Consider the following 21,321-nt stretch of genomic DNA (forward strand, 5'->3'; position numbering starts at 1 on the left):
AAGAACAGCCAACATGTTTGAATCCGTCAAGACGCTACTTGAGGAGCACGCCGCGATTCAGGCGGAGCTTTCAGACCCCGCGGTCTACGCCGACCAGGCCAAGGCCCGCAAGCTCGGACGACGTTCGGCTCAGCTCAAGGGCATCGTCGACGCGTACAACAAGTGGAAGCAGGCCACCGAGGATCTGGAAGCCGCGCAGGAAATGGCCGATGAGGATCCGGAGTTCGCCGAAGAGGTTGAAACCCTCAAGGTGGCCCTGCCCGAGCTGGAGGAGAAGCTGCGCCGCCTGCTGATCCCGCGCGACCCGAACGACGCACGCGACGTGATCCTGGAGGTCAAGGGCGGCGAAGGCGGCGACGAGGCGGCCCTGTTCGCCGCGGACCTGCTGCGCATGTACACCCGCTTCGCCGAGCACAAGGGCTGGAAGGTGGAGATGATCTCCTTCAACGAGTCCGATCTGGGCGGCTACAAGGACGCCCAGGTGGCGATCAAGGGCAAGTCCAACGACCCGGCCGAAGGCGTCTACGCGCAGCTGAAGTTCGAGGGCGGGGTGCACCGCGTGCAGCGCGTCCCGCAGACCGAGTCCCAGGGCCGCATCCACACCTCGGCCGCCGGCGTGCTGGTGCTGCCCGAGGTGGACGAGCCCGAAGAGGTGGACATCCACGCGAACGACCTGAAGGTCGACGTGTACCGTTCCTCCGGCCCCGGCGGGCAGTCCGTGAACACCACCGACTCCGCGGTGCGCCTGACCCACATCCCCACCGGCATCGTGGTCGCCATGCAGAACGAGAAGTCGCAGATCCAGAACCGCGAAGCCGCGATGCGCGTGCTGCGCTCGCGCCTGCTGGCCCACCAACAGCAGATCATCGACGAAGAGAACTCCGCCGTGCGCGCCAGCCAGATCCGCACCATGGACCGTTCCGAACGCATCCGCACCTACAACTACCCGGAAAACCGCGTCGCGGATCACCGCACCGGCTACAAGGCGTACAACCTGGATGCGGTGATGGACGGCGAGTTGGCTCCGGTGATCGAATCCTGCATCCAGCTCGATGAGGAAGAGCGCCTGGCGGCGCTGGGCGAACGCTAAGCGGCAAAGAGCCATAGCGTGGAGCAGCTGAATACCGCGCGGCGGGCCGCCGCCGCGGTTCTCTCCGACGCCGGGGTGCCAAGCCCCGGCGTCGATGCCGACCTCTTGCTGTGCTTCGTCACAGGGGACAGCCGTGCCGAGCTCAAATTGCGCGAGCTGCGCGGGGAAAACCTCGACGAGGCACAGTACGCACAATATCTGGACCTTGTAGGCCGACGGGCGCGGCGCATCCCGCTGCAGCACCTGACCGGCGAGGGCCATTTCCGCTACCTGACCCTGCAGGTCGGGCCCGGGGTGTTCTCGCCGCGCCCGGAAACCGAGTCGGTGGTGCAGGTAGGCCTGGACTTCATCGGCTCGCTACAAGGTTCACGTTGTGTAGACCTGTGCTCCGGGTCCGGGGCGATCGCCGCCGCGCTGGCCACCGAACTGAGCGCATCCACCGTGTGGGCGGTGGAACTCTCCGCCGAGGCGATCGGCTATACCCGGGCGAACTGCGAACCGCTGGGCGTGAGAGTCCTGCACCAGGACGCGGCGCAGCTGCCCGTTGCCCTGCACCGAACCATGGACCTGGTGATTTCGAACCCGCCGTACATCCCGCCCAACGCGATCCCGCGCGAGGTCGAGGTGCGCGAGCACGACCCGCAGATGGCGCTGTACGGGCTGGGCAGCGACGGGCTGCGGATCCCGCGGGAGGTTTCCGCCGAAGCCCTGCGGCTGCTGCGCCCGGGCGGCATGTACGTGATGGAACACGCGGAGGTGCAAGCCGCCAGCGCCGCCGCGATGCTGGCCGAACTGGGTTTCGAGGCGGTCACCGGGCACCAAGACCTCACCGGACGGGCGCGAGCCACCAGCGGCCTTGCCCCGTTATCCTCCGACCGCATGAAAGAATAAACCCGTGAGCACAACATTTGATGTCAGCAACGCAGAGCAGCGCGCCGCAGCGATCACCGCAGCCAAGGAAACCCTCGGCGAGAAGCGCTGCATCGTCCTACCCACCGACACCGTCTACGGGATCGGCGCCGACGCATTCAGCCCGCAGGGCGTCGCCATGCTGATGGCCTCCAAGGGCCGCTCACGCAATATGCCGCCTCCCGTGCTGATCGCCCAGGTCGCCACCATGGACGGGCTCGCCCGGGACATCCCCGATGAAGCCCGCAAGCTCGCCGAGGCCTTCTGGCCCGGCGCACTGACCCTCATCCTGCAGGCACAGCCCTCGCTGACCTGGGATCTGGGGGAGACCCGCGGCACCGTCGCGCTGCGCGTGCCCAACGACGACACCGCGCTGGAACTGCTCGGCGCCACCGGACCGCTGGCCGTCTCCTCGGCCAACCGCACCGGCCAGCCGGCGGCGACCACCGTGGACGAGGCGATCGCGCAGCTCGGCGAGAGCGTGGACGTGTACCTCGACGGCGGCGCGCGCGGCAGCTCCGATGGCGGCGCCACCCTGCCTTCGACCATCGTCGACGCCACCGGCGAGACCCTCCGCGTGGTCCGCGCCGGCGCCATCGACATCGGCGAACTGCGCGTCGTGGTCCCGAACATTGCGGATGTGGAGCCCCAGGCTCCGAGCCAGGACGCATGAGAAGCTACGTCCTGCTGATCGCGTTCAGCTTCGCCACCTCCTTTTTGCTGACCCCGATCATCCGTTCGATCGGCCACCGCTTCACCCGCAGCCAAATGGTGCGCGAACGCGACCAGCACAACGCGCCGATCGTGAAATTCGGCGGGTTGGCGATCATGATCGCCTTCGGCGCCGGGCTCTGGCTGGCCAGCCACTTCAGCTTCTTCGCCGGGGTCTTCGAAAACGGGCTGACCATCCGCGGCATCGCCATCGCACTGGTGATGATCGCGCTGCTCGGGCTGTGGGATGACGTCGGCGACCTGCGCTGGTACTACAAGGCGGCAGGCCAGGTGGCCATCGGCGCGGTGATCGCCGGACACGGCATCCTGATCCGCTCGCTGCCGGTTGGCACCTGGCGGATCGAGGAGCCCTGGGCACAGGGAGCCCTGACGGTGTTTCTGGTCGTGCTGACCATGAACGCCATCAACTTCTCCGACGGGCTCGACGGGCTCGCCGCGGGCCTGGCCGCTATCGGCGCGGCCACCTTCTTCCTCTACTCCTACATCCTGGCCACCCATGTGAGTGCCGATGACTACGCGAATGTCGGAGCGCTGCTTTGCGCTTTGTTACTCGGTGCGTGTGTGGGATTCCTGCCACATAATTTCAACCCCGCGAACATCTTCATGGGGGAGACCGGGGTGCTGACCATCGGGCTGATCCTGTCGGTTTCGGCCATCGCGGTCACCGGCGACGTGCAGGGGCTCGATGCCCATCGTTTCCGCAATGTGCCGGCCTACATGCCGATGGTGCTGCCGATGGTGATCGTCTTCCTGCCGGTGCTCGATCTGAGCCTCTCGGTGGTGCGCCGCCTGCTCAACAAGCGCTCGCCCTTCTCCCCGGATTCCAAGCACATCCACCACCGCATGCTCTCCCAGGGCCACTCGGTGCGCAAAAGTGTGGTGTTGCTCTACATCTGGGCGGCATTGGTGGCCGCTACGGTCGTATCGATCGCCTTCATACCGCTGGTCATCTTGATCCCGGTCATCGTGATTCTGGTTATCGGAGCCGCCTTGCTCACCTGGTGGCCGCTGGTCTCGGTGCGTTACACCAACCTTCGGGCCAAGCTCGGGAAGTAACCAGAACCCAAGCAGTTTCTATCTCGTGTAGAATTCATGGTGGATCATCTCCCGCGAGGGTAATAACCGTGCGGGGGAAATGAGTATCATCAGCATCATCCGGTGCCCGATGGATCGTCGAAAGTGAACAGAGGAGGATGCGGAGATGAATTCACGTTCTGACCGCATAACCGCCTCTGCCGCTCCGAAGTCCATCTGGCTGCCAATTCTTGGTATCTCCGTGCTGTACTCGTTGATCGCAACGGCCGCATTTTTCCTGATTTCGTGGCTGCTTGCAGATTTGCGATACGCACTTTCCGGGGCGTTTGCCGCCGGCTTAGTGATCGGCTTCTTCGCCGTCAGCATCTTGATTGCTGAGGCCGCCGGACGAATCCGCAGCACGTGGGCGATGCCCGCGTTTCTGGGAACATTCGTCATCAAGGTATTTGGCATTGCCTTCGTGCTGTTGAACCTGGGGTTGCCCGAATGGGTCAACCGTCAGGGATTCGTGCTCGCAGCTGCGGTCTCACTCGTTGCCTGGCAGGTCGGCGAGGTTCGCGCCTTCATGAAGACGCGCCTTGCCATCTACAACGAGTCATAGACATTTAGCCCGCGACGTTTATGTCATGGGTGAGCTGTGAGTTTGATAGGCTTACTACGGGTCATTTTCGGCAATTCGTTTAAATACGAGGGGCCGTCTCCGAAAGGCATTCTCAGGGGAACCTGAGGGTGGCACTTCATCAACGTCGATGTGCTATGCAAAAGCGTTGATGGAACCCGTTTGATTTTTTCTTCACAAGGTGAGAGGCAGTTACCGCCAGTCACCGCCTTTTGCCCGTGACCGTTACTGCAGAGAGGACAGCGCGTTGTTCGCGTTTGCGCTCCCAATGGCCTCAGAAGAAGGCGGATTCATTCCGCCATCCGTATCCGATACTCACCTCCCAGATATTTTCCCTTGGATGGTTGAGTACGGCACCGGTTTCGGCAAGCAGATGCTCATGATCGTGCTTTCGATCGTGCTCATTACTTGGTTCTTCACCGCGGCCATCAAGAACCCGAAGCTGGTTCCAAGCAAGACGCAGTACCTCGCCGAGTCCGGCTACGCCTTCGTGCGTAACGGAATTGGCCGCGACATCATTGGTGAGAAGAACTTCCGTCCTTGGATTCCTCTGCTGTTCGCGACCTTCTTCTTCGTCCTGCTGAACAACCTCTTCGGAGCAATTCCGTTCCTGCAGATTCCATCGTTCTCACACGCTGGTTCTGCATACGCGATGGCCATCATCATCTACGGCACCTGGATTGCCGTGGGTTTGAAGAATCATGGTATTCGCTACTTCAAGTTGGCCGTCGTTCCATCCGGTGTTCCGGGCTGGATCATGCCACTGATGATTCCACTGGAAATCATCTCTAACTTCATCGTTCGCCCACTGACGCACTCGCTGCGTTTGATGGCAACGATGCTGGCCGGTCACATGATCGTGATGCTGGCAGCTGCCGGCGCACGTCACCTGATCGTTGTTCAGGATTCCTTGGCTATGAATGGTCTTGGCATCTTGGTCATCCTCGGATCGGTCGCAATGTACTTCCTGGAACTGCTGATCATGGTGCTGCAGGCGTTCGTTTTCGCCTTGCTTACCGCGATCTACCTCCAGGGTGCAATTGAAGCCGACGCCCACTAAGGCCAACACTTCTTCTAACCACTAAAGATCTTCCTTGAGTCGCTCAAGGAATACCTCACAACCTACCGGCAAAAGTTCGGTATCTTGAAAGGAACATAATCACATGTTGCATGGCTCCCTGAATATGATCGGCTACGGCCTGGCTGCAATCGGTTCGGCAATTGGCGTGGGCTTGATCTTCGCTGCTTACATCAATGGTGTTGCACGTCAGCCAGAAGCTCAGCGCATCCTGCAGCCAATCGCAATGCTTGGCTTCGCACTTGCCGAAGCACTTGCAATTTTGGGCCTGGTTTTCGCTTTCGTTATCGGCGCCTAGTCTTTTCGCGACTGTAGTAGTGGCCTCGCCACTGTTGCGAGGCGTACACACATGCGGAAACTAGTAGATAGGAATAGTGAGAATGAACAGCACTGAATTCATCCTCGCTGCGGGCGAATCGGTTAACCCGCTGTTGCCGAACCCGTGGGAGATTCTCGTCACGGGCGTTGGCTTCGCGGTATTGCTCTTCATCGTCATCAAGGTGATTGCTCCGAAGTTTGAGCAGTCCTATGAAGATCGCGTCACCGCGATCGAAGGTGGACTTGAGAAGGCTGAGGCCGCTCAGAAAGAAGCAGAGGAGACCTTGGCTCAGTACAAGGCCCAGCTTCTGGAAGCGCGCACCGAAGCTAACCGCATCCGTGAGGAAGCACGTAGTGAAGGTGCACAGATCCTTGCCGATCTGAAGACCAAAGCAACCGATGAGGCTACTCGTATCACCGAGCAGGCTCAGCGTCAGATCGAAGCAGAGCGCACCAGCGCCCTTGCTTCGCTTCGCAGCGATGTTGGCTCTTTGGCCACCGAGCTTGCAAGCAAGATTGTTGACGAAGCTCTGCAGGACGATACCCGTGCACAGCGCGTGGTTAATTCGTTCCTGACCGATTTGGAAGCTCAGCAGAATGCAGGTGCATCGAACTAATGGCAAGTGTATCGAGCGAGTCATTGGCAAAGGCCTTGGAGTTCTTGGAACCGAAGCTGGCGCAGGCATCTGTTGATCTGCCGAAGGATCTGTTCGCGGTCCTGGAAGTACTGGATGCAAATGCCGGTCTTCGCCGCGCATTGACTGATCCAGCACGTGAAGCTGCCGCTAAGGCAGGCCTTCTGGCCCAGCTGTTGCGCGGAAAGGTTTCGGCTGACGCCGAAGCAATCGTCGCAGAGTTGGCTTCGTACCGCTGGAGCTCGGAACGCGACATTAGCGATGCGCTCGAAACGCTGGCAGTCACCGCGGTCACCGCGGTGGCAGAGCAGCAGGACGGCGCTTCGGGGCTGGCCAAGCTGGAGCAGGATCTGTTCTCCTTCATCGAGGTAGTTCGTTCTAACCATGAACTACAGCGTGCGTTGGATGAGGCGCAGGCCCCAGCCGAAGCAAAGAGCGCCCTGGCGCTCAAGCTCGTGCCTAACGCGTCGCGAACCTCGAAGGTATTGATCCAGCAAGCGGTGGCAGCTCCTCGTGGGCTCAAGCCAATGGCCTTGGTGGAACGTTTCGTTGAGTTGGTGGCCAAGCGCCAGCAGCGCTGGATCGCTACGGTGACCAGCTCTGTCCAGCTTTCCGAGACTCAGCTTCAGCGACTTCAGCAGGGCTTGAACAAGTTCTACGCTCGCGAGCTGAACCTCAACACCTCCATCGACCCAAAGTTGGTCGGCGGATTGGTGGTCAAGGTTGGCGACGAAGTTGTCGACGCTTCCGTGGCATCACGCGTGGCCGATTTGCGCCGCGCACTGGCTAGCTAGGAATTTTCGGTGGGGGAGCGATCCCCGCATCGAAGTCCTAGCTAACCAGGACCACAACAGACTTCATTCATATTCGATTCGTAATCTTTTTCTACGGATCACAATTTAGGAGAGCAGGGACTGCAGATGGCCGATTTGACCATCAATGCCGACGACGTCCGTAATGCCCTAAACGAGTTCGCTACTTCCTACGAACCGGGTAAGGCAGAGCGTACCGAGGTGGGACGCGTCGTCAGCGCGAGCGACGGCATCGCCAAGGTGGAGGGTCTTCCTTCCGTCATGGCCAACGAGTTGCTCAAGTTCGAAGACGGAACTCTGGGCCTGGCCCAGAACCTTGACACCCGCGAAATCGGTGTTGTCGTGCTTGGTGACTTCACCGGCATCGAAGAGGGCCAGAAGGTTGAGCGCACCGGCGAGATCCTTTCGGTTCCAGTAGGCGACGCCTTCCTGGGCCGCGTGGTTGACCCATTGGGTGAGCCAATGGATAACCTGGGCCCAATCGAGGCCGAGAGCCGCCGTGCACTGGAACTCCAGGCACCAGGCGTCACCCAGCGCAAGAGCGTGCACGAGCCAATGCAGACCGGTCTGAAGGCTATCGACGCCATGATCCCGATCGGCCGTGGCCAGCGTCAGCTGATCATTGGTGACCGCCAGACCGGTAAGACCGCTATCGCGGTTGACACCATCTTGAACCAGCGCGCCAACTGGGCCTCCGGCGACGAGACCAAGCAGGTTCGCTGCATCTACGTAGCGGTTGGACAGAAGGCATCGACCATCGCTGCCGTACGTCAGACCCTCGAAGAGCAGGGCGCTTTGGAGTACACCACCATCGTGGCCTCCCCGGCATCCGACCCAGCTGGCTTCAAGTACCTCGCCCCTTACGCAGGCTCGGCCATCGGCCAGCACTGGATGTACGGTGGCAAGCACGTGCTGGTCGTCTTTGACGATCTGTCCAAGCAGGCTGAAGCATACCGCGCCGTGTCGCTGTTGCTGCGCCGTCCACCAGGACGCGAAGCCTACCCAGGCGACGTGTTCTACCTACACTCCCGCCTGCTTGAGCGTTGTGCCAAGCTCTCCGACGAACTCGGTGCAGGTTCGATGACCGGTCTGCCGATCATCGAGACTAAGGCAAACGACGTGGGCGCGTTCATCCCGACCAACGTGATCTCGATCACCGACGGTCAGATCTTCTTGCAGTCGGACCTGTTCAACGCCAACCAGCGTCCAGCCGTCGACGTGGGTATCTCCGTATCCCGCGTGGGTGGTTCGGCACAGGTCAAGGCCATGAAGAAGGTCTCCGGTACGCTGAAGCTCGAATTGGCCCAGTACCGCGACATGGCGGCCTTCGCCATGTTCGCTTCGGACCTGGACGCCGCTTCCAAGCAGCAGCTCACCCGTGGTGCACGTCTGATGGAACTGCTCAAGCAGGGCCAGTACCAGCCGTACGCCGTGGAAGATCAGGTTGTATCGGTTTGGGCCGGCACCAACGGCTACCTGGACGATGTTCCAGTGGAAGACGTCCGCCGCTTCGAAACCGAGTTCATCGATTACCTGCGTCACCGCACTCAGGTTCTGACCGTTATCGGCCAGACTGGCAAGCTGGAGAACGAGACCGTGGAAGCCATGAAGGCTGCCGTCGTCGACTTCAAGGCTGGCTTCTTCGGTGAAGGCGATGACCAGCTGGTTGCAGCCGGCCACGAAGAGCATGACGCTCTGAACGCCGAGTCCGTCGACCAGGAAAAGATCGTCAAGCAGAAGCGCTGACATTTTCTTTACGCAGGGGTGGGGCGCTGCTAGCGGCGCCACGCCCCGATCGTAAGGATTAAGGAAAGGACACACATGGGAGCCCAGATTCGGGTCTACCGCCAGAAGATCGGTTCGACTTCGTCGATGCGCAAGATCTTCAAGGCGATGGAACTGATCGCTGCATCCCGCATCGGCAAGGCACGTGCGCGTGTTTCGGCTTCATTGCCGTATGCCAATGCGATTACCCGTGCAGTAACCGCCGTCGCGTCCCAGGCCGATGTCGATCACCCATTGACCACCGAGCCGGCGCAGGTTCGCCGCGCCGCGGTCTTGGTTATGACGTCGGACCGAGGCCTCGCCGGGTCCTACTCCGCCAGCGTTCTGAAGCAGGCAGAGCATCTCGTGGAACTCCTGCGTGAGGAAGGCAAGGAAGTCAAGACCTATTTGGTCGGCCGCAAGGCTCAGGCTTACTTCGATTTCCGTTCGCGCGAGTACGCCCGAGTGTGGACCGGGGACACCGATTCCCCGCGTTTCGAAACCGCACGCGAGCTGCGCGAAATCCTCCTAGAGGACTTCGCTACCGATTACGAGCAGGGCGGTGTGGAGGAGATCCACGTCGTATACACCCAGTTCAAGTCGATGGTCACGCAGGAACCGACGGTCATCCGTCTGTTGCCGTTGGAGGTAGTCGAGGATGAGACCGAGACGCCAACCGACGAGTTGTTGCCACTGTACGAATTTGAGCCATCGCCGGAGGAAGTGCTTGACGCGCTGCTTCCGCGGTACATCGATTCGCGATTGTTCAACGCCCAGCTGCAGTCCGCAGCCTCGGAGCTCGCTGCTCGTCAGCGTGCGATGAAGGCTGCTGGCGACAACGCTGGCGAACTAATCAAGAAGTACAAGCGATTGCTCAACAATGCCCGTCAGGCTGAAATCACCCAGGAGCTTTCGGAAATTATTGCCGGCGCAGACGCGCTGAACAGCTAAATTTCGAAACTCCGACCAGACAAGAAGTGAGAAAGATGACTGCCCAACTCAACGAGCAGGTTACCGCAGGGGCCACCGGTCGTATTGCCCGCGTGATTGGCCCGGTCGTGGACGTCGAGTTCCCTGCCGATGCACTGCCTTCAATCTACAACGCCCTCACCGCCGAGCTAACCCTCGCCGGTGTAACCAAGACCATTACCTTCGAGACCAGCCAGCACCTCGGTGACAACATGGTCCGCGCGGTATCCCTCCAGGCCACTGACGGCCTGGTACGCGGTACCCAGGTAATCGACACCGGCGCTTCGATTTCCGTCCCTGTTGGCGACGGCGTCAAGGGCCACATCTTCAACGTTTTGGGCGAAGCCCTGGACGTTGACAACTCGGAGATCCAGGTCACCGAGCGCTGGCCAATCCACCGCCAGCCACCTAAGTTCGCAGACCTTGAGGGCTCGACCGAGATGCTGGAAACCGGCATCAAGTCGATCGACCTTCTCACCCCGTACATCAAGGGTGGCAAGATTGGTCTGTTCGGTGGCGCAGGTGTGGGTAAGACCGTGCTGATCCAGGAAATGATCACCCGTGTGGCACGTAACTTCGGCGGTACCTCGGTATTCGCCGGTGTGGGCGAGCGCACCCGTGAAGGCAACGACCTCTGGGTCGAAATGGAAGAAGCCAACGTTCTGAAGGACACCGCCCTGGTGTTCGGCCAGATGGATGAGCCACCTGGAACTCGCTTGCGCGTGGCACTGTCGGCACTGACCATGGCGGAGTACTTCCGCGATGTGCAGAACCAGGACGTGCTGCTGTTCATCGACAACATCTTCCGCTTCACCCAGGCCGGTTCCGAGGTGTCGACCCTGTTGGGCCGCATGCCTTCGGCCGTGGGTTACCAGCCGAACTTGGCCGATGAGATGGGCCTGCTGCAGGAACGCATCACCTCGACGAAGGGCCGCTCGATCACCTCGATGCAGGCCGTCTACGTCCCGGCCGATGACTACACCGACCCGGCTCCAGCGGCAACCTTCGCTCACTTGGATGCAACCACCGAACTGTCGCGTGAAATCGCGTCGCGTGGTCTGTACCCGGCGATCGATCCGCTGACCTCGACCTCGCGAATCCTGGATCCGCAGTACATCGGTCAGGCGCACTACGACACTGCCATCCGCGTGAAGGCTATTCTGCAGAAGAACAAGGAACTGCAGGACATCATCGCGATCCTCGGCATTGACGAACTGGGCGAAGAGGACAAGATCGTCGTGTCGCGTGCACGCCGCATCCAGCAGTTCCTGTCGCAGAACACCTACACCGCAAAGCAGTTCACCGGTGTTGAGGGTTCGACCGTTGAAATCAAGGACACCATCGAAGGCTTCACGGCCATTTGCGATGGCGACTTGGACCACATCGCAGAGCAGGCGTTCTTCAACATCGGCGGTCTTGATGACGTCGAGCGCCAGTGGGCCGAAATCCAGAAGGCCAGCTAACCATGGCCGAACTTCAGGTCGAAATCGTTGCGGCGGACCACTTCGTGTGGTCCGGCGCTGCGAAGCTGGTCAAGGCACGTTCGGTTGACGGCGAGATCGGCGTTCTGCCCGGTCACGTTCCGATGCTGTCGGTGCTTGCCGCTGGGGATCTGGAAATCGATCCAGTTTCCGAAGCGCGCTTCTCGGTGCAGATCGACGGTGGCTTCTGCTCCGTCGATTCGGATCGCGTAGTGATCGTCGCCGATAACGCTGTGATTGGTACCGCAGCGTAGGCATTGAATTGATCGAGATAACCGCACCAGTTCTGATAGCGCTGCTGGTATTAACCTGCATCGTGTTGTTCTTCGGTGCCATGGGTGTGCGCCGCATTCAATTGCGGCGCACCCTGGGCACCTTCGACGCCTCCATCCGCACGCCCAAGGGCCGCTGGATGATGGCGATCGGCCGCTACGGCGGGGGACATCTGGACCTGTTGCGGTTTTTCTCTGTCTCCCCGGTGCCCAGCTACGTGCTGCAGCGCCGCGGACTAGAGATGAACGGTTGGCGTCGGCCCAGCGAGGATGAAGCGATGCAGATTCCTCCGGGGTTCGTCATCGTGCAGCTCACCCAATCGGGCGAAGAGCAGCTGCTGGCGATGGACTACCGCGACTACACGGGTTTCTCCGCCTGGCTTGAAGCCGGGCCGATCGCCGGCAGCTGGCAAATCTGAGCCAGCGCCGCAAAAAACGCATCCCGCCGCTTCCACCCATTGGGTGGACACGGCGGGATGCGCTGTTTAAACCGGATGCGGGCTAGAGGACCTGCCCGTTGCGGATCACCTGCTGCAGCTGCAGCTTCGCGTCAAGCATCACCACGTCGGCGCAGAAGCCATAGTGCAGGCTGCCGACCTCGTCGGCCAGGCCGATCAGCGCGGCGGGGATGGAGGTGGCGGACTCGATGGCCCGGGTCAGCGGGATGCCCGCGTCGACCGTGCAGCGCAGCACCTCAAGCAGGGTGCTGGTGCCGCCGGCCAGCGAACCGTCGGCCAGGCGGGCCTGCGAATCCTTGACCTCAACCTGCGCCGGGCCCAGCGAGTAGTGCCCGTCGCTCAGCCCCGTGGCGGCCATCGAATCGCTGACCAGCACCACATGGCGCCCGCCGATCAGGTTGAACACCAGGCGGACCGTATCGGGGGACAGGTGCACATCATCGGCGATGAGTTCCACGAAGGCGTTGCCGCGCGAGGCCTCCTCCAGACAGGCGGCCACCGGACCGGGCTCACGGTGATGCAGCGGAGGCATGCCGTTGAACAGGTGGGTGACGGTGGGCTTCTCGGTGAAGCCGTCCACCCCGGCGTTGCTCAGCTGGTCGCGGGCGTAGCGCAGGGATGCGGCGGTGACCTCGGCGCTCGCGTTCGTGTGGCCCAGGGAGGGCACGACGCCGAGGATCACCAGCTGTTCGATCAGCTCCTCGCAGCCGGCCAGCTCCGGGGCGTAGGTCATGGTGCGCAGCTGGCCGCGGCTGGCGGCCACGAGCTCTTCGACAAATTCGGGGTCCGGGTCGGTGAGGTAGCGCGGATCTTGCGCCCCGCAGCGCGCCGCTGAAAGGAAGGGGCCTTCGGCGTGGATGCCGGCGATCTGGCCCGCCTCGGCGAATTCGGCCAGAATTTCGGCCGCCCGGGTCATCTCGCCCTGCTCGGCGGTGACCAGCGAGGCGAGCAGGGTGGTGGTGCCGGCGCGGTGCAGGTACTCCAGGGCGTCGGTGACCGGCCCGTGCTCCGGGGCGGCGAAATCGGCGCCGAGGGCCCCGTGGCAGTGCAGGTCGATCAGCCCGGGAATGAGGATGGTGCCTTCGGGCACCGGATAGTCGGTGAATTCTTCCGCCTCGGGCAGGGCGAGCCAGTCGTCGCGGTTGCCCGCGAAACGGATTCGATCGTCCTCGATGGCCAGCACGCCATCGCTGACTTCCTGTCCATCGGAGACGAGAGTGGCGAAAATGGCGTAACGCGAAGCGGTATTCATGTACCTAGCTTAGAAGAGTCTGCCCGCAGAGTCATCGACTCCGCGCATCGCATCGTAATCCAGGGTCAGGCAGCGGATCCCGCGGTCCTCGGCCAGGGTGCGTGCCTGCGGCTTGATCTGCTGTGCGGCGAACACTCCGGTGACCGGTTTGAGCAGCGGATCGCGGTTGAGCAGCTCCAGGTAGCGGGTGAGCTGCTCGACACCGTCGATGTCTCCGCGGCGTTTGAGTTCCACCGCCACCGCGGCGCCGGAGGCATCGCGCGCCAGGATGTCCACCGGGCCGATGGCGGTCATGTACTCGCGGCGCACCAGCCGGTGACCGTCGCCGAGCAGCCCGATCTGCTCCGCCAGCAGGCGCTGCAGATCGGCCTCCACGCCGTCCTTGATCAGCCCCGGGTCCACGCCGAGCTCATGAGCCGAATCATGCTCGATCGAATGGAAGCTGATGGTCAACTTGTCATCGGTCTTCGCGCTGGTCACATGCCAGACGCTGAGCGCGCCGAGGGCGGCGGCGTCCTCATCGGGACTCGCCTCACGTAATACCAGCGGCGGATTCATCCAGTTCAACGGCTTGTAACTGCCGCCGTCGGAATGGATCAGCACCGAACCATCGGCCTTGACCATGATCAGCCGGGTAGCTAGGGGGAGGTGGGCTCGAAGACGGCCCTCGTAATCTACTGAACACTTTGCAACCACTAAACGCACCCGACCTACTTTACCGGTTCGTGCCGCCGGTGCGCGATACGGCATGATTAAAGGCATGCCACGTTCGAACCGCCCGCGCCGCAAACCAGGATCCGCACCGAATGCTCGTTCGCGGTCCAGCGCGCCGCAGGGCAATGACGAAGATTGGATGCAGCGCGCCCGCTATGGGGTGGTGCGCCTGCAGGATGCCCCGGACGGGCAATGGCATGTGCGCAAGGTGTCCCCGCTGAACGCGGTGAAAACCTACACCTGCCCGGGCTGCCATCGAATGATCACCCCGGGCGTGGCGCACCTGGTGACCTGGCGGGCCGATCATTGGTCCGGGGACGATGCGGCCGCGGCGAATCGCCGGCACTGGCATCCGAACTGCTGGGAATCGCGCTCCTACCGCTACTAGAGCCGGTCCTGGCGGGCGATGAACACCTCGCGCAGCAGGATCATCGCCGAGGCGGCGACCGGGATGGCCATCAGCGCCCCGGTGATCCCCACCAGCGTGCCGCCGGCGATCACCGAGATCACCGCGACGGCCCCGGGCACCGCGACGGCCTTGTTCATTATGCGCGGGGAGACGAAGTAGGCCTCCATCTGCAGGTAGCCGAAGTAGCAGACCGCGTAGATCAGCGCCGTCTGCCAGCCCAGGGTGAGGGTGACCAGGGTGACCAGCACCCCGGCGATCACCGCGCCGACCAGCGGAATGAAGGCCAGCATCGCGACCAGCAAGGTCAGCAACGCCGCGAAGGGGACCTCCAGCAGGGTCATCAGCGCCAGCGCGACGAGCGCGTTGAGCACCGCCACCGAGGCCTGGCCCATGACGTAGTTGCCCACCGAGCGGGTGATGCGGGTAGCGATTTCGCTGGCGCGCGTCCGCTTGGAGCGCGGGACCAAGCGCATCGAAAACGACATCATGCCCGGCAGCGAGGCGAGGAAGTAGATCGCCAGGACCAGCACGATCAGTACGCCGAACATCGACTGGGCCACCGTCTGGGAGACGCCCAGCACGCCGCCGAACACGTTGGTGACCGCGCCGGAATCGCCGAAGAAGCGCTGCACCTCGGTATTAACGCGCGCCGAGAGCGCATACTGCGCATCGATCTGCCTGACCCACTGGCTGTTGAGGAAGTTGTCGGTGATTTCCGGGGCGCGGGAGATGAATTGGGTGATCTGCGTGACCAGCGTCGGGATGATCAGCGCCATGAACCCCGCGAAGATTGCCAGCAACCCGACCATTGTGGAGGTGACCGCCAGCGGCCGGTTCAACCCGCGGCGCATCAGGAACCGCACCACCGGGTCCAGTCCCAGGGCGATGAACAGGGCGATCGCAATCCAGGTGATCAGCGAGCCGACATTGGTCAGCAGGTAGTAGCCGGCCAGCGCCATTCCCACGCCGATGGTGCCCAAGAAGCCCATGGAGATCGGGTGCAGGGCGGGGATCGGCTCGGGGGTCCCCTGATCGGTGGCCTCCGGGAGCTCACCGAACGAGTTGGGGCGGCGCGGGGATTTCAGCAGTGCGTTCACCTTGGCGGAAAGCCGGCGTGCCCACTGCGCGGTGGGGGATTCGGGCTCGGCGGAACCCTGCTCGGGCTGCCCGGCGGACGGCTCGGTGGCGGAGGGGTGCGCGGGGTTGGTTGCCGGGTCCGGAAGTTCATTGGGCGGCTGATTACTCTCCATGGCACCGAGCATACCGCCGGAATGGGTTCTGAAAGTGCTCTATGACACTCCGACATGGTCATTTGAGCCACTTCACAGGTAGATCGCGGAACCATTGGGGCGATGGACTCGTTAGACTTGTGAAAGAACAGCTGTGACCGTTGGCGAATAGGTGAAGTCGTGCGAAAAGTTATCTCCGTGATCGCGATCCTGCTTGGGGCCGTTGCCCTGGTGGTAGGGATCGGACAGAAGACCTTTTGGGCTCCGCCCGAAACGGTCACCGCAAGCATGCCAGAATTTGAATCCGAGGCGCCGCTGACGGTTATCCAACCGTCGGTGCAGAATGCCAATGCCGAACCGGTGGAGCTGGTGATCAGCGGAGACGGCGAGTTCACCGCCTCGCTGGCGCGCAGCTACGACGTCGAGGCGTGGGTCGACAACGCCTCCCATGTCGAGCTGACCGGAGTGGACCGCGAAAACCACCAGCTGGTCGCCGAACTGATCGACGGGGAGAAGAAGACCCCGAACCCGGCTGGCGATGACTTGTTCTTCGACTCGCAGAAGGCCGATGGCACGATGACCTACCGCTGGACCGCGCCGGATAACGGCGACTGGTCGCTGCTGCTGGCCGCCGATGGCACCAAGGCGGCGCCAACCGATATTTCGGTCACCTATGCCAACGACGATGCCATGCCATGGGCGCTGCCGCTGATCATCATCGGCGCGCTGCTGCTCGTCTTCGGTGTGGCCCTGCTGCTGATGCGCGTGATCAAGCCTTCCAAGCCTGCGCGCCGCGCCGAAGCTGCCTCCCCGAGCGCCATGGGCGGCTCGACCACGCAGAACTCGCTGGCCATGGTCGCGGTGCTCGCCTTGGCCGTGGGCGGGGTCAGCGTGCCGATGGCACCGTCGGAAGACAAGCCAGCCGAATCGGCCAAGGCATCGGACTCCGCGAAATCCGAGGAATCGGAGAAAGCGGAGGAATCCAAGCCCGCCGACGACTCGAAGCCGGCCGACGAATCGACGTCCGCGGAAGCCGAACCCGATAGCTACCCGGTGCTCACCGAGGAGCAGCTGCAGCGGATCCTGGGCGACGTGGAGAAACAGATCGGCAAGGCCGACGAGAAGAATACGAAGAAGGACCTGGATGCCCGTACCTCCGGTGCCTTCAAGGACCTGCGCACCAAGCGCTACGACATCCTGAATGACGACATCAAGATCGCCAAGCCGCTGGCGCTGAAGACCGCGGTGATTCGCTCGGCCGCCGTGCCAAATAGCTCCGAGGCGAAATTCCCGCGGGTGATCTCGGTGGTGACCGCAAAGGACTCGGATCCGGCCACCTTGCCGATGGCGTTGACCCTGAAGCAGGACAGCGCTCGCGAAAACTACAAGGTCAGCTTCGCCGCGCAGATGCTGCCGAACTCGACCTTCCCGGGCATCGCGGTGGGAGACCCCTCGATCCAGCAGCTGGGCAGCAATGCCGAAGGGCTGAAGGTCAAGCCGGAAGAGGCGCTCGATCAGCTCGCGGACGTGTTGACCAACGAGAAGTCCAAGCACAAGGGCAACTTCGCGGAATCCGAATTCATCAAGGCGATCCACTCGGGGCAGAAGAAGGAAAAGGAAGAAGCCAACGAGGCGAATGTGAAGTACTCGCGCTCGGTCAACAAGAAGGACACGCAGGTGATCTCCACCCCCGATGGCGGTGCGATCGTCACCGGCCGGCTGAACCAGAAGGCAGTATTCGAGCGCACCGAGGATGCAGATCCGCTGGAGAGCGCCGACGAGCTGACCAAGAAGTTGCTTGGATCGAGCACCTCTACCGGTAACGTAGAGATCACGTACGCCGAACCGGTGATGATGTACATCCCAGCGTCCGGCAATGACGACAAGATTCAGCTTGTCGCCAGCGAGGTAGTGTTGCTGAGCGTCAAGCAGGCGGAGGAGAACTAATGACCGAACCACATATTCCCTCGGCGCGCGGAGCCATCGATTTAGGCTCCCTGGCCGCCCACGGCCCGCAGGCCACCGAGGAGAACGCACCCGGCGCGGCGGCTAGCTGGACGCTGACCCTGGACGAGGCCGCATTCCAGCAGTTTGTCGGGCTCTCCCAGCAGGTGCCGGCGATCGTCTCCCTGGGTTCGCCTCGGGTGCAGGTCTCCGCAGACCTCGACGCCGCGCTGAAAACCCTCGTGGATCGCCGCGCCGGCAAGATGGTGCTCGGCCTGGTGGACGCGGAGAAGTACCCGAATATCGCCCAAGCGTTCAAGGCGGAGCAGATCCCGATGGTGATCGCGTTGGTCAACGGCCAGCCGGTCCCGCTCTTCCAAGGCCCGGCAGCTGCCGAGCAGATCGACCAGGTGCTCAACCAGCTGGCCGAACTGGGCGTGCAGCAGGGCTTGGCCGGGAGCGTTCCGGCCTTCTCCGGCGGAAGCGAAGAGCAGCCACTGCCGCCGCTGCACCAAAAGGCGGTGGATGCGATCGACGCCGGTGACTACGCCGCCGCCGAGGCAGCCTACCTAGAGGCGCTCAACGAAAAGCCCAACGATCAGGACGCCCAGGTCGGCGTCTACCAGGTGCGTTTGCTCTCCCGCACGCAGGCCCTGGAGCTGAACGAGGCGCGAGCCGCCGCGGCAGAAAACCCGGATGATCTCACCGCGCAGCTGAACGTTGCGGATCTGGACCTGGTCGGCGGACATGTGGAAGACGCCTTCGCCCGGCTGGTCTCGCTGATCTCGCGGTTGGCCGATGAAGACCGCGAACGGATCCGCCGCCGGCTGATCGAGCTCTACGCGGTGATCGGCAACGCGGATCCGCGTGTGGCGGCATCGCGCCAGAAGCTGGCCCGCGTGCTGTTCTAAGCACCCGCAGCCCATGACGGCCCACTTTCATTGCTCAGGCGATGAAAGTGGGCCGTTTTATTCTGCCCGGATGCTCCTACCACGGGCCTGGGCTACGAGATTAACTCCAAAGGATGATGCGTCTTGACTTGGCAGGTTGATATTCTCGACACATGAATAGCATGGCGCTCGAAATAAGGAACCTTGCCAAGCAATTTGGTGACAAGGTGGCGGTGAACAATGTCAGCCTCCAGGTGCCCGCCAAGTCCTTCTATGGACTAGTCGGACCCAATGGTGCAGGCAAAACGACGATGCTTTCAATGGCGACCGGACTGCTGCGCCCGGATCAGGGCAGCGCGCTGGTCAACGGGGCGGACATCTGGGCGGAGCCGCACACCGCCAAGCGGACCCTGGGCGTGCTCGCCGACGGGGTGCGCCAATTCGACCGGCTGACCGGCCGGCAGCTGGTGACCTACGCCGGCCTGCTGCGCGGCATGGACCGCGAGGAGGTCACCACGCGCACCGAAGACCTGCTGCGCGTGATGGATTTGAGCGCGGACGGCGACAAACTCGTCGTGGACTACTCCGCGGGCATGACCAAGAAGATTTCGCTGGCGACCGCGATGATCCACTCGCCGAAGCTGCTGGTGCTCGATGAGCCCTTCGAAGCGGTGGACCCGGTTTCCGCGGCGAATATCCGCGACATCCTCAACGACTACGTCGCCTTCGGCGGCACCGTGATCGTTTCTTCGCACGTGATGGACCTGGTCCAGCGCATGTGCTCGCATGTGGCGGTCATCGACGGCGGCGTGCTCAAGGCCTCGGGCACGGTGGACGAGGTACGCGACGGGATGTCCTTGGAGGACCGCTTCGTCGATCTGGTCGGCGGCCGTGGCACAAGTGAAGGGCTGTCATGGTTGCGTACATCCTAAAGCTGAAGCTGCGGCTACTGGCCAACGGCTTCAAGCGCAGCCCGTGGCAGCTGGCGGGCGTGATCATCGGTGGGCTTTACGCGCTGGGCATGGTGGTGATGCTGTCGCTGGCCATGTGGTTTAGCGCCGACAACTTAGAGGCGCGCGGCTGGGTGAGCGTGCTGGTCGGTTCGGTGATTGTGCTCGGTTGGGCGGTGATCCCGCCGATGATCACCGGTGTGGACCTGACCCTGGAGCCACAGCGCTTCGTCCACTTCGGCATCGAGGCCAAGACCTTGGCCCGCGGGCTGATCCTCGCCGGGTTCATCTCGGTTCCGGCCTTTCTGACGATGCTTGCGGTGCTGGGCTTTTCCACGATCTGGCGACTGGATCCAATGGCGCTCATCGTTGGGCTGCTCTGTGCGATCGGCACCTGGGTGATGGCGATTCTGCTCTGCCAGTACCTGACGATCATGGCCACCGCGCTGCGCGCCAAGCGCCGTTTCCGCGAGCTGTCTTTCGGTGTGCTGTTCTTGCTGTTGATCAGCCTGGGCCCGATCATCACCACGATCGCCACCAACGTCGAATCGATCTTCGACCTGCTGATCCCCGCCACCAAGGTCCTTGCGTTCACCCCGCTCGGTGCCTTTGCAGCCGTGCCAAACGACTTTGCCACCGGTCAGTTCGCGGCCTTGGGACTGCACCTGGCGTTGGCGCTGGTCTACCTGGCCGGGCTATATCTCTTGCTGACCCGAGCCACCGGCAAGGCCACGGTCACTCCGCCGGCCGCGCAGCGTGCATCGAGCGCGAAGGGATTGGGGTTCTTCAAAATCACCCCGGCTACGCCCAGCGGCGCGGTGGCCGCGCGCGCCCTGACCTATTGGTTCAAAGACCCGCGCTATGCGTTGAGCGTGATCATGGTGCCGATGCTCCCGATCATCTTCTACTTTGCCAGCGGAACCACGGGAAACTACTCCATGATGCTGCTGCTCGGTCCGTTGATCGGCATTCTGATGGGTTTCTCGATCTCCGCGGATGTCTCCTATGACAACACCGCCTTTGCGCTGCATGTGCTCACCGGTGTGACGGGCAAGGACGATCGCTTGGGCCGCGTGCTGGCGTGCTTCGCACTGGTCATCGTGCCGCTGATCCTGGCCGCGGTCTTGCCGGCCTCGCTGACCGGTCAGCCGTGGCGTATTCCCGGAGATCTGGGAATGTCCTTAGGAGCGTTCCTGATTGCGTTGGGCGTCGCCTCGATCGCTTCGGCGCGGTACACCTACGCGGTGCCGCTGCCTGGGGACAATCCGATGAAGACTCCGCCAGGCAATGGTGCCCGCGTGGCGCTGACTCAGCTGGCGACCTTTGGCATCATGGGTGTGCTGCTGATTCCAACGCTGGTGCCATATATCTTCGGTTGGGTGACCCAATCGATGCTGGCCGGATACATTACCGTCGCGGTCGGCCTGATCACCGGTTCCATCATGCTGTTCCTTGGGATCAAGATTGGTGGCAAGACCATGGACGCGCGTCAGCCGGAGCTGATGCAAGCGGTGCTGGTCAACCGCTAGACAGCAAACCCTGCAACGCCCGCATCAACCGGGTCGGATTTTCTCCGACCCGGTTGATGCGGGCGTTGTCTTAACTCACGAACTAACCGAATTGATGCCCTGGTCTCCTGCGCCTTGCGCGGTCACGGTCGTGGGCGGAGTTCTCCCGCTCACCGGTGGCTAGTCCCAATACGTATTACGCCGCGGCTGCTGCTCCGGATCAACATGCTTCGGCAAAATCACATGCGGCAAC

General features: G+C 62.4%; 22 protein-coding genes. 19 read left to right on the forward strand and 3 right to left on the reverse strand.

Annotated features, from left to right (window positions below; translation table 11 throughout):
* The first annotated feature begins 13 nt into the window (after positions 1 to 13).
* The 14 genes from prfA to CQ015_RS17435 all read left to right on the forward strand — a co-directional run bounded on the left by prfA (position 14) and on the right by CQ015_RS17435 (position 12,133).
* Positions 14 to 1,090 carry a peptide chain release factor 1 gene (gene prfA, locus CQ015_RS17370; protein ID WP_105554272.1) on the forward strand — a complete coding sequence of 359 codons (1,077 nt, stop codon included), beginning with the start codon at positions 14 to 16 and terminating at the stop codon, positions 1,088 to 1,090.
* Positions 1,091 to 1,108: 18 nt separating this feature from the next.
* Positions 1,109 to 1,981 carry a peptide chain release factor N(5)-glutamine methyltransferase gene (gene prmC, locus CQ015_RS17375; protein ID WP_105650732.1) on the forward strand — a complete coding sequence of 291 codons (873 nt, stop codon included), beginning with the start codon at positions 1,109 to 1,111 and terminating at the stop codon, positions 1,979 to 1,981.
* 4 nt (positions 1,982 to 1,985) lie between these two features.
* The gene (locus CQ015_RS17380; RefSeq protein WP_105554270.1) at positions 1,986 to 2,672 is read left to right on the forward strand and encodes an L-threonylcarbamoyladenylate synthase; all 687 of its coding nucleotides are present in this window, start codon (positions 1,986 to 1,988) and stop codon (positions 2,670 to 2,672) included.
* Positions 2,669 to 3,787, forward strand: coding sequence for an MraY family glycosyltransferase (locus CQ015_RS17385; RefSeq protein WP_105554269.1), 1,119 nt, complete (start codon positions 2,669 to 2,671; stop codon positions 3,785 to 3,787). Before CQ015_RS17380 ends, CQ015_RS17385 begins: the two co-directional genes overlap by 4 nt.
* 145 nt (positions 3,788 to 3,932) lie before the next feature.
* On the forward strand, positions 3,933 to 4,367 hold the full coding sequence (locus CQ015_RS17390) for a hypothetical protein (protein ID WP_105554268.1): 435 nt from the start codon (positions 3,933 to 3,935) through the stop codon (positions 4,365 to 4,367).
* Between the two features lie 286 nt (positions 4,368 to 4,653).
* Positions 4,654 to 5,445: a F0F1 ATP synthase subunit A gene (atpB, locus tag CQ015_RS17395; RefSeq protein ID WP_105554267.1), complete on the forward strand. Its 792-nt coding sequence runs from the start codon at positions 4,654 to 4,656 to the stop codon at positions 5,443 to 5,445.
* Positions 5,446 to 5,548: 103 nt separating this feature from the next.
* Complete coding sequence (locus tag CQ015_RS17400; RefSeq protein WP_013348621.1) at positions 5,549 to 5,761, forward strand: ATP synthase subunit C; 213 nt, start codon at positions 5,549 to 5,551, stop codon at positions 5,759 to 5,761.
* A gap of 82 nt (positions 5,762 to 5,843) precedes the next feature.
* A complete protein-coding gene (locus CQ015_RS17405) occupies positions 5,844 to 6,398 on the forward strand; it encodes a F0F1 ATP synthase subunit B (protein ID WP_096283894.1) in 555 nt (184 codons plus the stop codon).
* Positions 6,398 to 7,210 carry a F0F1 ATP synthase subunit delta gene (locus CQ015_RS17410; protein WP_105554266.1) on the forward strand — a complete coding sequence of 271 codons (813 nt, stop codon included), beginning with the start codon at positions 6,398 to 6,400 and terminating at the stop codon, positions 7,208 to 7,210. The genes CQ015_RS17405 and CQ015_RS17410 overlap by 1 nt, the downstream gene beginning before the upstream one ends.
* 126 nt (positions 7,211 to 7,336) lie before the next feature.
* Positions 7,337 to 8,974: a F0F1 ATP synthase subunit alpha gene (gene atpA / locus CQ015_RS17415; protein ID WP_105554265.1), complete on the forward strand. Its 1,638-nt coding sequence runs from the start codon at positions 7,337 to 7,339 to the stop codon at positions 8,972 to 8,974.
* A gap of 75 nt (positions 8,975 to 9,049) precedes the next feature.
* Positions 9,050 to 9,943 carry a F0F1 ATP synthase subunit gamma gene (locus CQ015_RS17420; RefSeq protein ID WP_096283888.1) on the forward strand — a complete coding sequence of 298 codons (894 nt, stop codon included), beginning with the start codon at positions 9,050 to 9,052 and terminating at the stop codon, positions 9,941 to 9,943.
* 35 nt (positions 9,944 to 9,978) lie between these two features.
* On the forward strand, positions 9,979 to 11,424 hold the full coding sequence (gene atpD, locus CQ015_RS17425) for a F0F1 ATP synthase subunit beta (RefSeq protein ID WP_096283886.1): 1,446 nt from the start codon (positions 9,979 to 9,981) through the stop codon (positions 11,422 to 11,424).
* Between the two features lie 2 nt (positions 11,425 to 11,426).
* A complete protein-coding gene (locus CQ015_RS17430) occupies positions 11,427 to 11,696 on the forward strand; it encodes a F0F1 ATP synthase subunit epsilon (protein ID WP_096283884.1) in 270 nt (89 codons plus the stop codon).
* Between the two features lie 8 nt (positions 11,697 to 11,704).
* Positions 11,705 to 12,133 carry a DUF2550 domain-containing protein gene (locus tag CQ015_RS17435; protein WP_105554264.1) on the forward strand — a complete coding sequence of 143 codons (429 nt, stop codon included), beginning with the start codon at positions 11,705 to 11,707 and terminating at the stop codon, positions 12,131 to 12,133.
* An 82-nt stretch (positions 12,134 to 12,215) separates the two neighbouring features.
* Here CQ015_RS17435 and CQ015_RS17440 read toward each other — a convergent pair whose 3' ends face one another.
* Positions 12,216 to 13,424: an N-acetylglucosamine-6-phosphate deacetylase gene (locus CQ015_RS17440; protein ID WP_105554263.1), complete on the reverse strand. Its 1,209-nt coding sequence runs from the start codon at positions 13,422 to 13,424 to the stop codon at positions 12,216 to 12,218.
* Between the two features lie 9 nt (positions 13,425 to 13,433).
* Positions 13,434 to 14,129, reverse strand: a complete 696-nt coding sequence (gene nucS, locus CQ015_RS17445) for an endonuclease NucS (protein WP_096284256.1) — start codon at positions 14,127 to 14,129, stop codon at positions 13,434 to 13,436.
* 55 nt (positions 14,130 to 14,184) lie between these two features.
* Between nucS and CQ015_RS17450 the strand changes: the two genes are divergently transcribed.
* Positions 14,185 to 14,526 (forward strand): ATP/GTP-binding protein, encoded by a 342-nt coding sequence (locus tag CQ015_RS17450; protein ID WP_105554261.1) that lies wholly within the window; start codon positions 14,185 to 14,187, stop codon positions 14,524 to 14,526.
* On the opposite strand, the gene CQ015_RS17455 is transcribed toward CQ015_RS17450, so the two are convergent.
* Positions 14,523 to 15,797: an AI-2E family transporter gene (locus CQ015_RS17455; protein ID WP_258138810.1), complete on the reverse strand. Its 1,275-nt coding sequence runs from the start codon at positions 15,795 to 15,797 to the stop codon at positions 14,523 to 14,525. The genes CQ015_RS17450 and CQ015_RS17455 overlap by 4 nt on opposite strands.
* 159 nt (positions 15,798 to 15,956) lie before the next feature.
* On the opposite strand from CQ015_RS17455, the gene CQ015_RS17460 reads away from it, so the two are divergent.
* The 4 genes from CQ015_RS17460 to CQ015_RS17475 all read left to right on the forward strand — a co-directional run bounded on the left by CQ015_RS17460 (position 15,957) and on the right by CQ015_RS17475 (position 21,089).
* Positions 15,957 to 17,723 carry a hypothetical protein gene (locus CQ015_RS17460; protein ID WP_105650734.1) on the forward strand — a complete coding sequence of 589 codons (1,767 nt, stop codon included), beginning with the start codon at positions 15,957 to 15,959 and terminating at the stop codon, positions 17,721 to 17,723.
* The gene (locus CQ015_RS17465; RefSeq protein ID WP_105554258.1) at positions 17,723 to 18,631 is read left to right on the forward strand and encodes a tetratricopeptide repeat protein; all 909 of its coding nucleotides are present in this window, start codon (positions 17,723 to 17,725) and stop codon (positions 18,629 to 18,631) included. The genes CQ015_RS17460 and CQ015_RS17465 overlap by 1 nt, the downstream gene beginning before the upstream one ends.
* A 152-nt stretch (positions 18,632 to 18,783) precedes the next feature.
* A complete protein-coding gene (locus CQ015_RS17470; RefSeq protein WP_105650735.1) occupies positions 18,784 to 19,542 on the forward strand; it encodes an ABC transporter ATP-binding protein in 759 nt (252 codons plus the stop codon).
* Positions 19,524 to 21,089 carry a transporter gene (locus tag CQ015_RS17475; protein ID WP_105650736.1) on the forward strand — a complete coding sequence of 522 codons (1,566 nt, stop codon included), beginning with the start codon at positions 19,524 to 19,526 and terminating at the stop codon, positions 21,087 to 21,089. Before CQ015_RS17470 ends, CQ015_RS17475 begins: the two co-directional genes overlap by 19 nt.
* Positions 21,090 to 21,321: the final 232 nt, after the last annotated feature.

Source organism: Arthrobacter sp. MYb221 (assembly GCF_002979835.1).
Lineage (GTDB): Bacteria > Actinomycetota > Actinomycetes > Actinomycetales > Micrococcaceae > Glutamicibacter.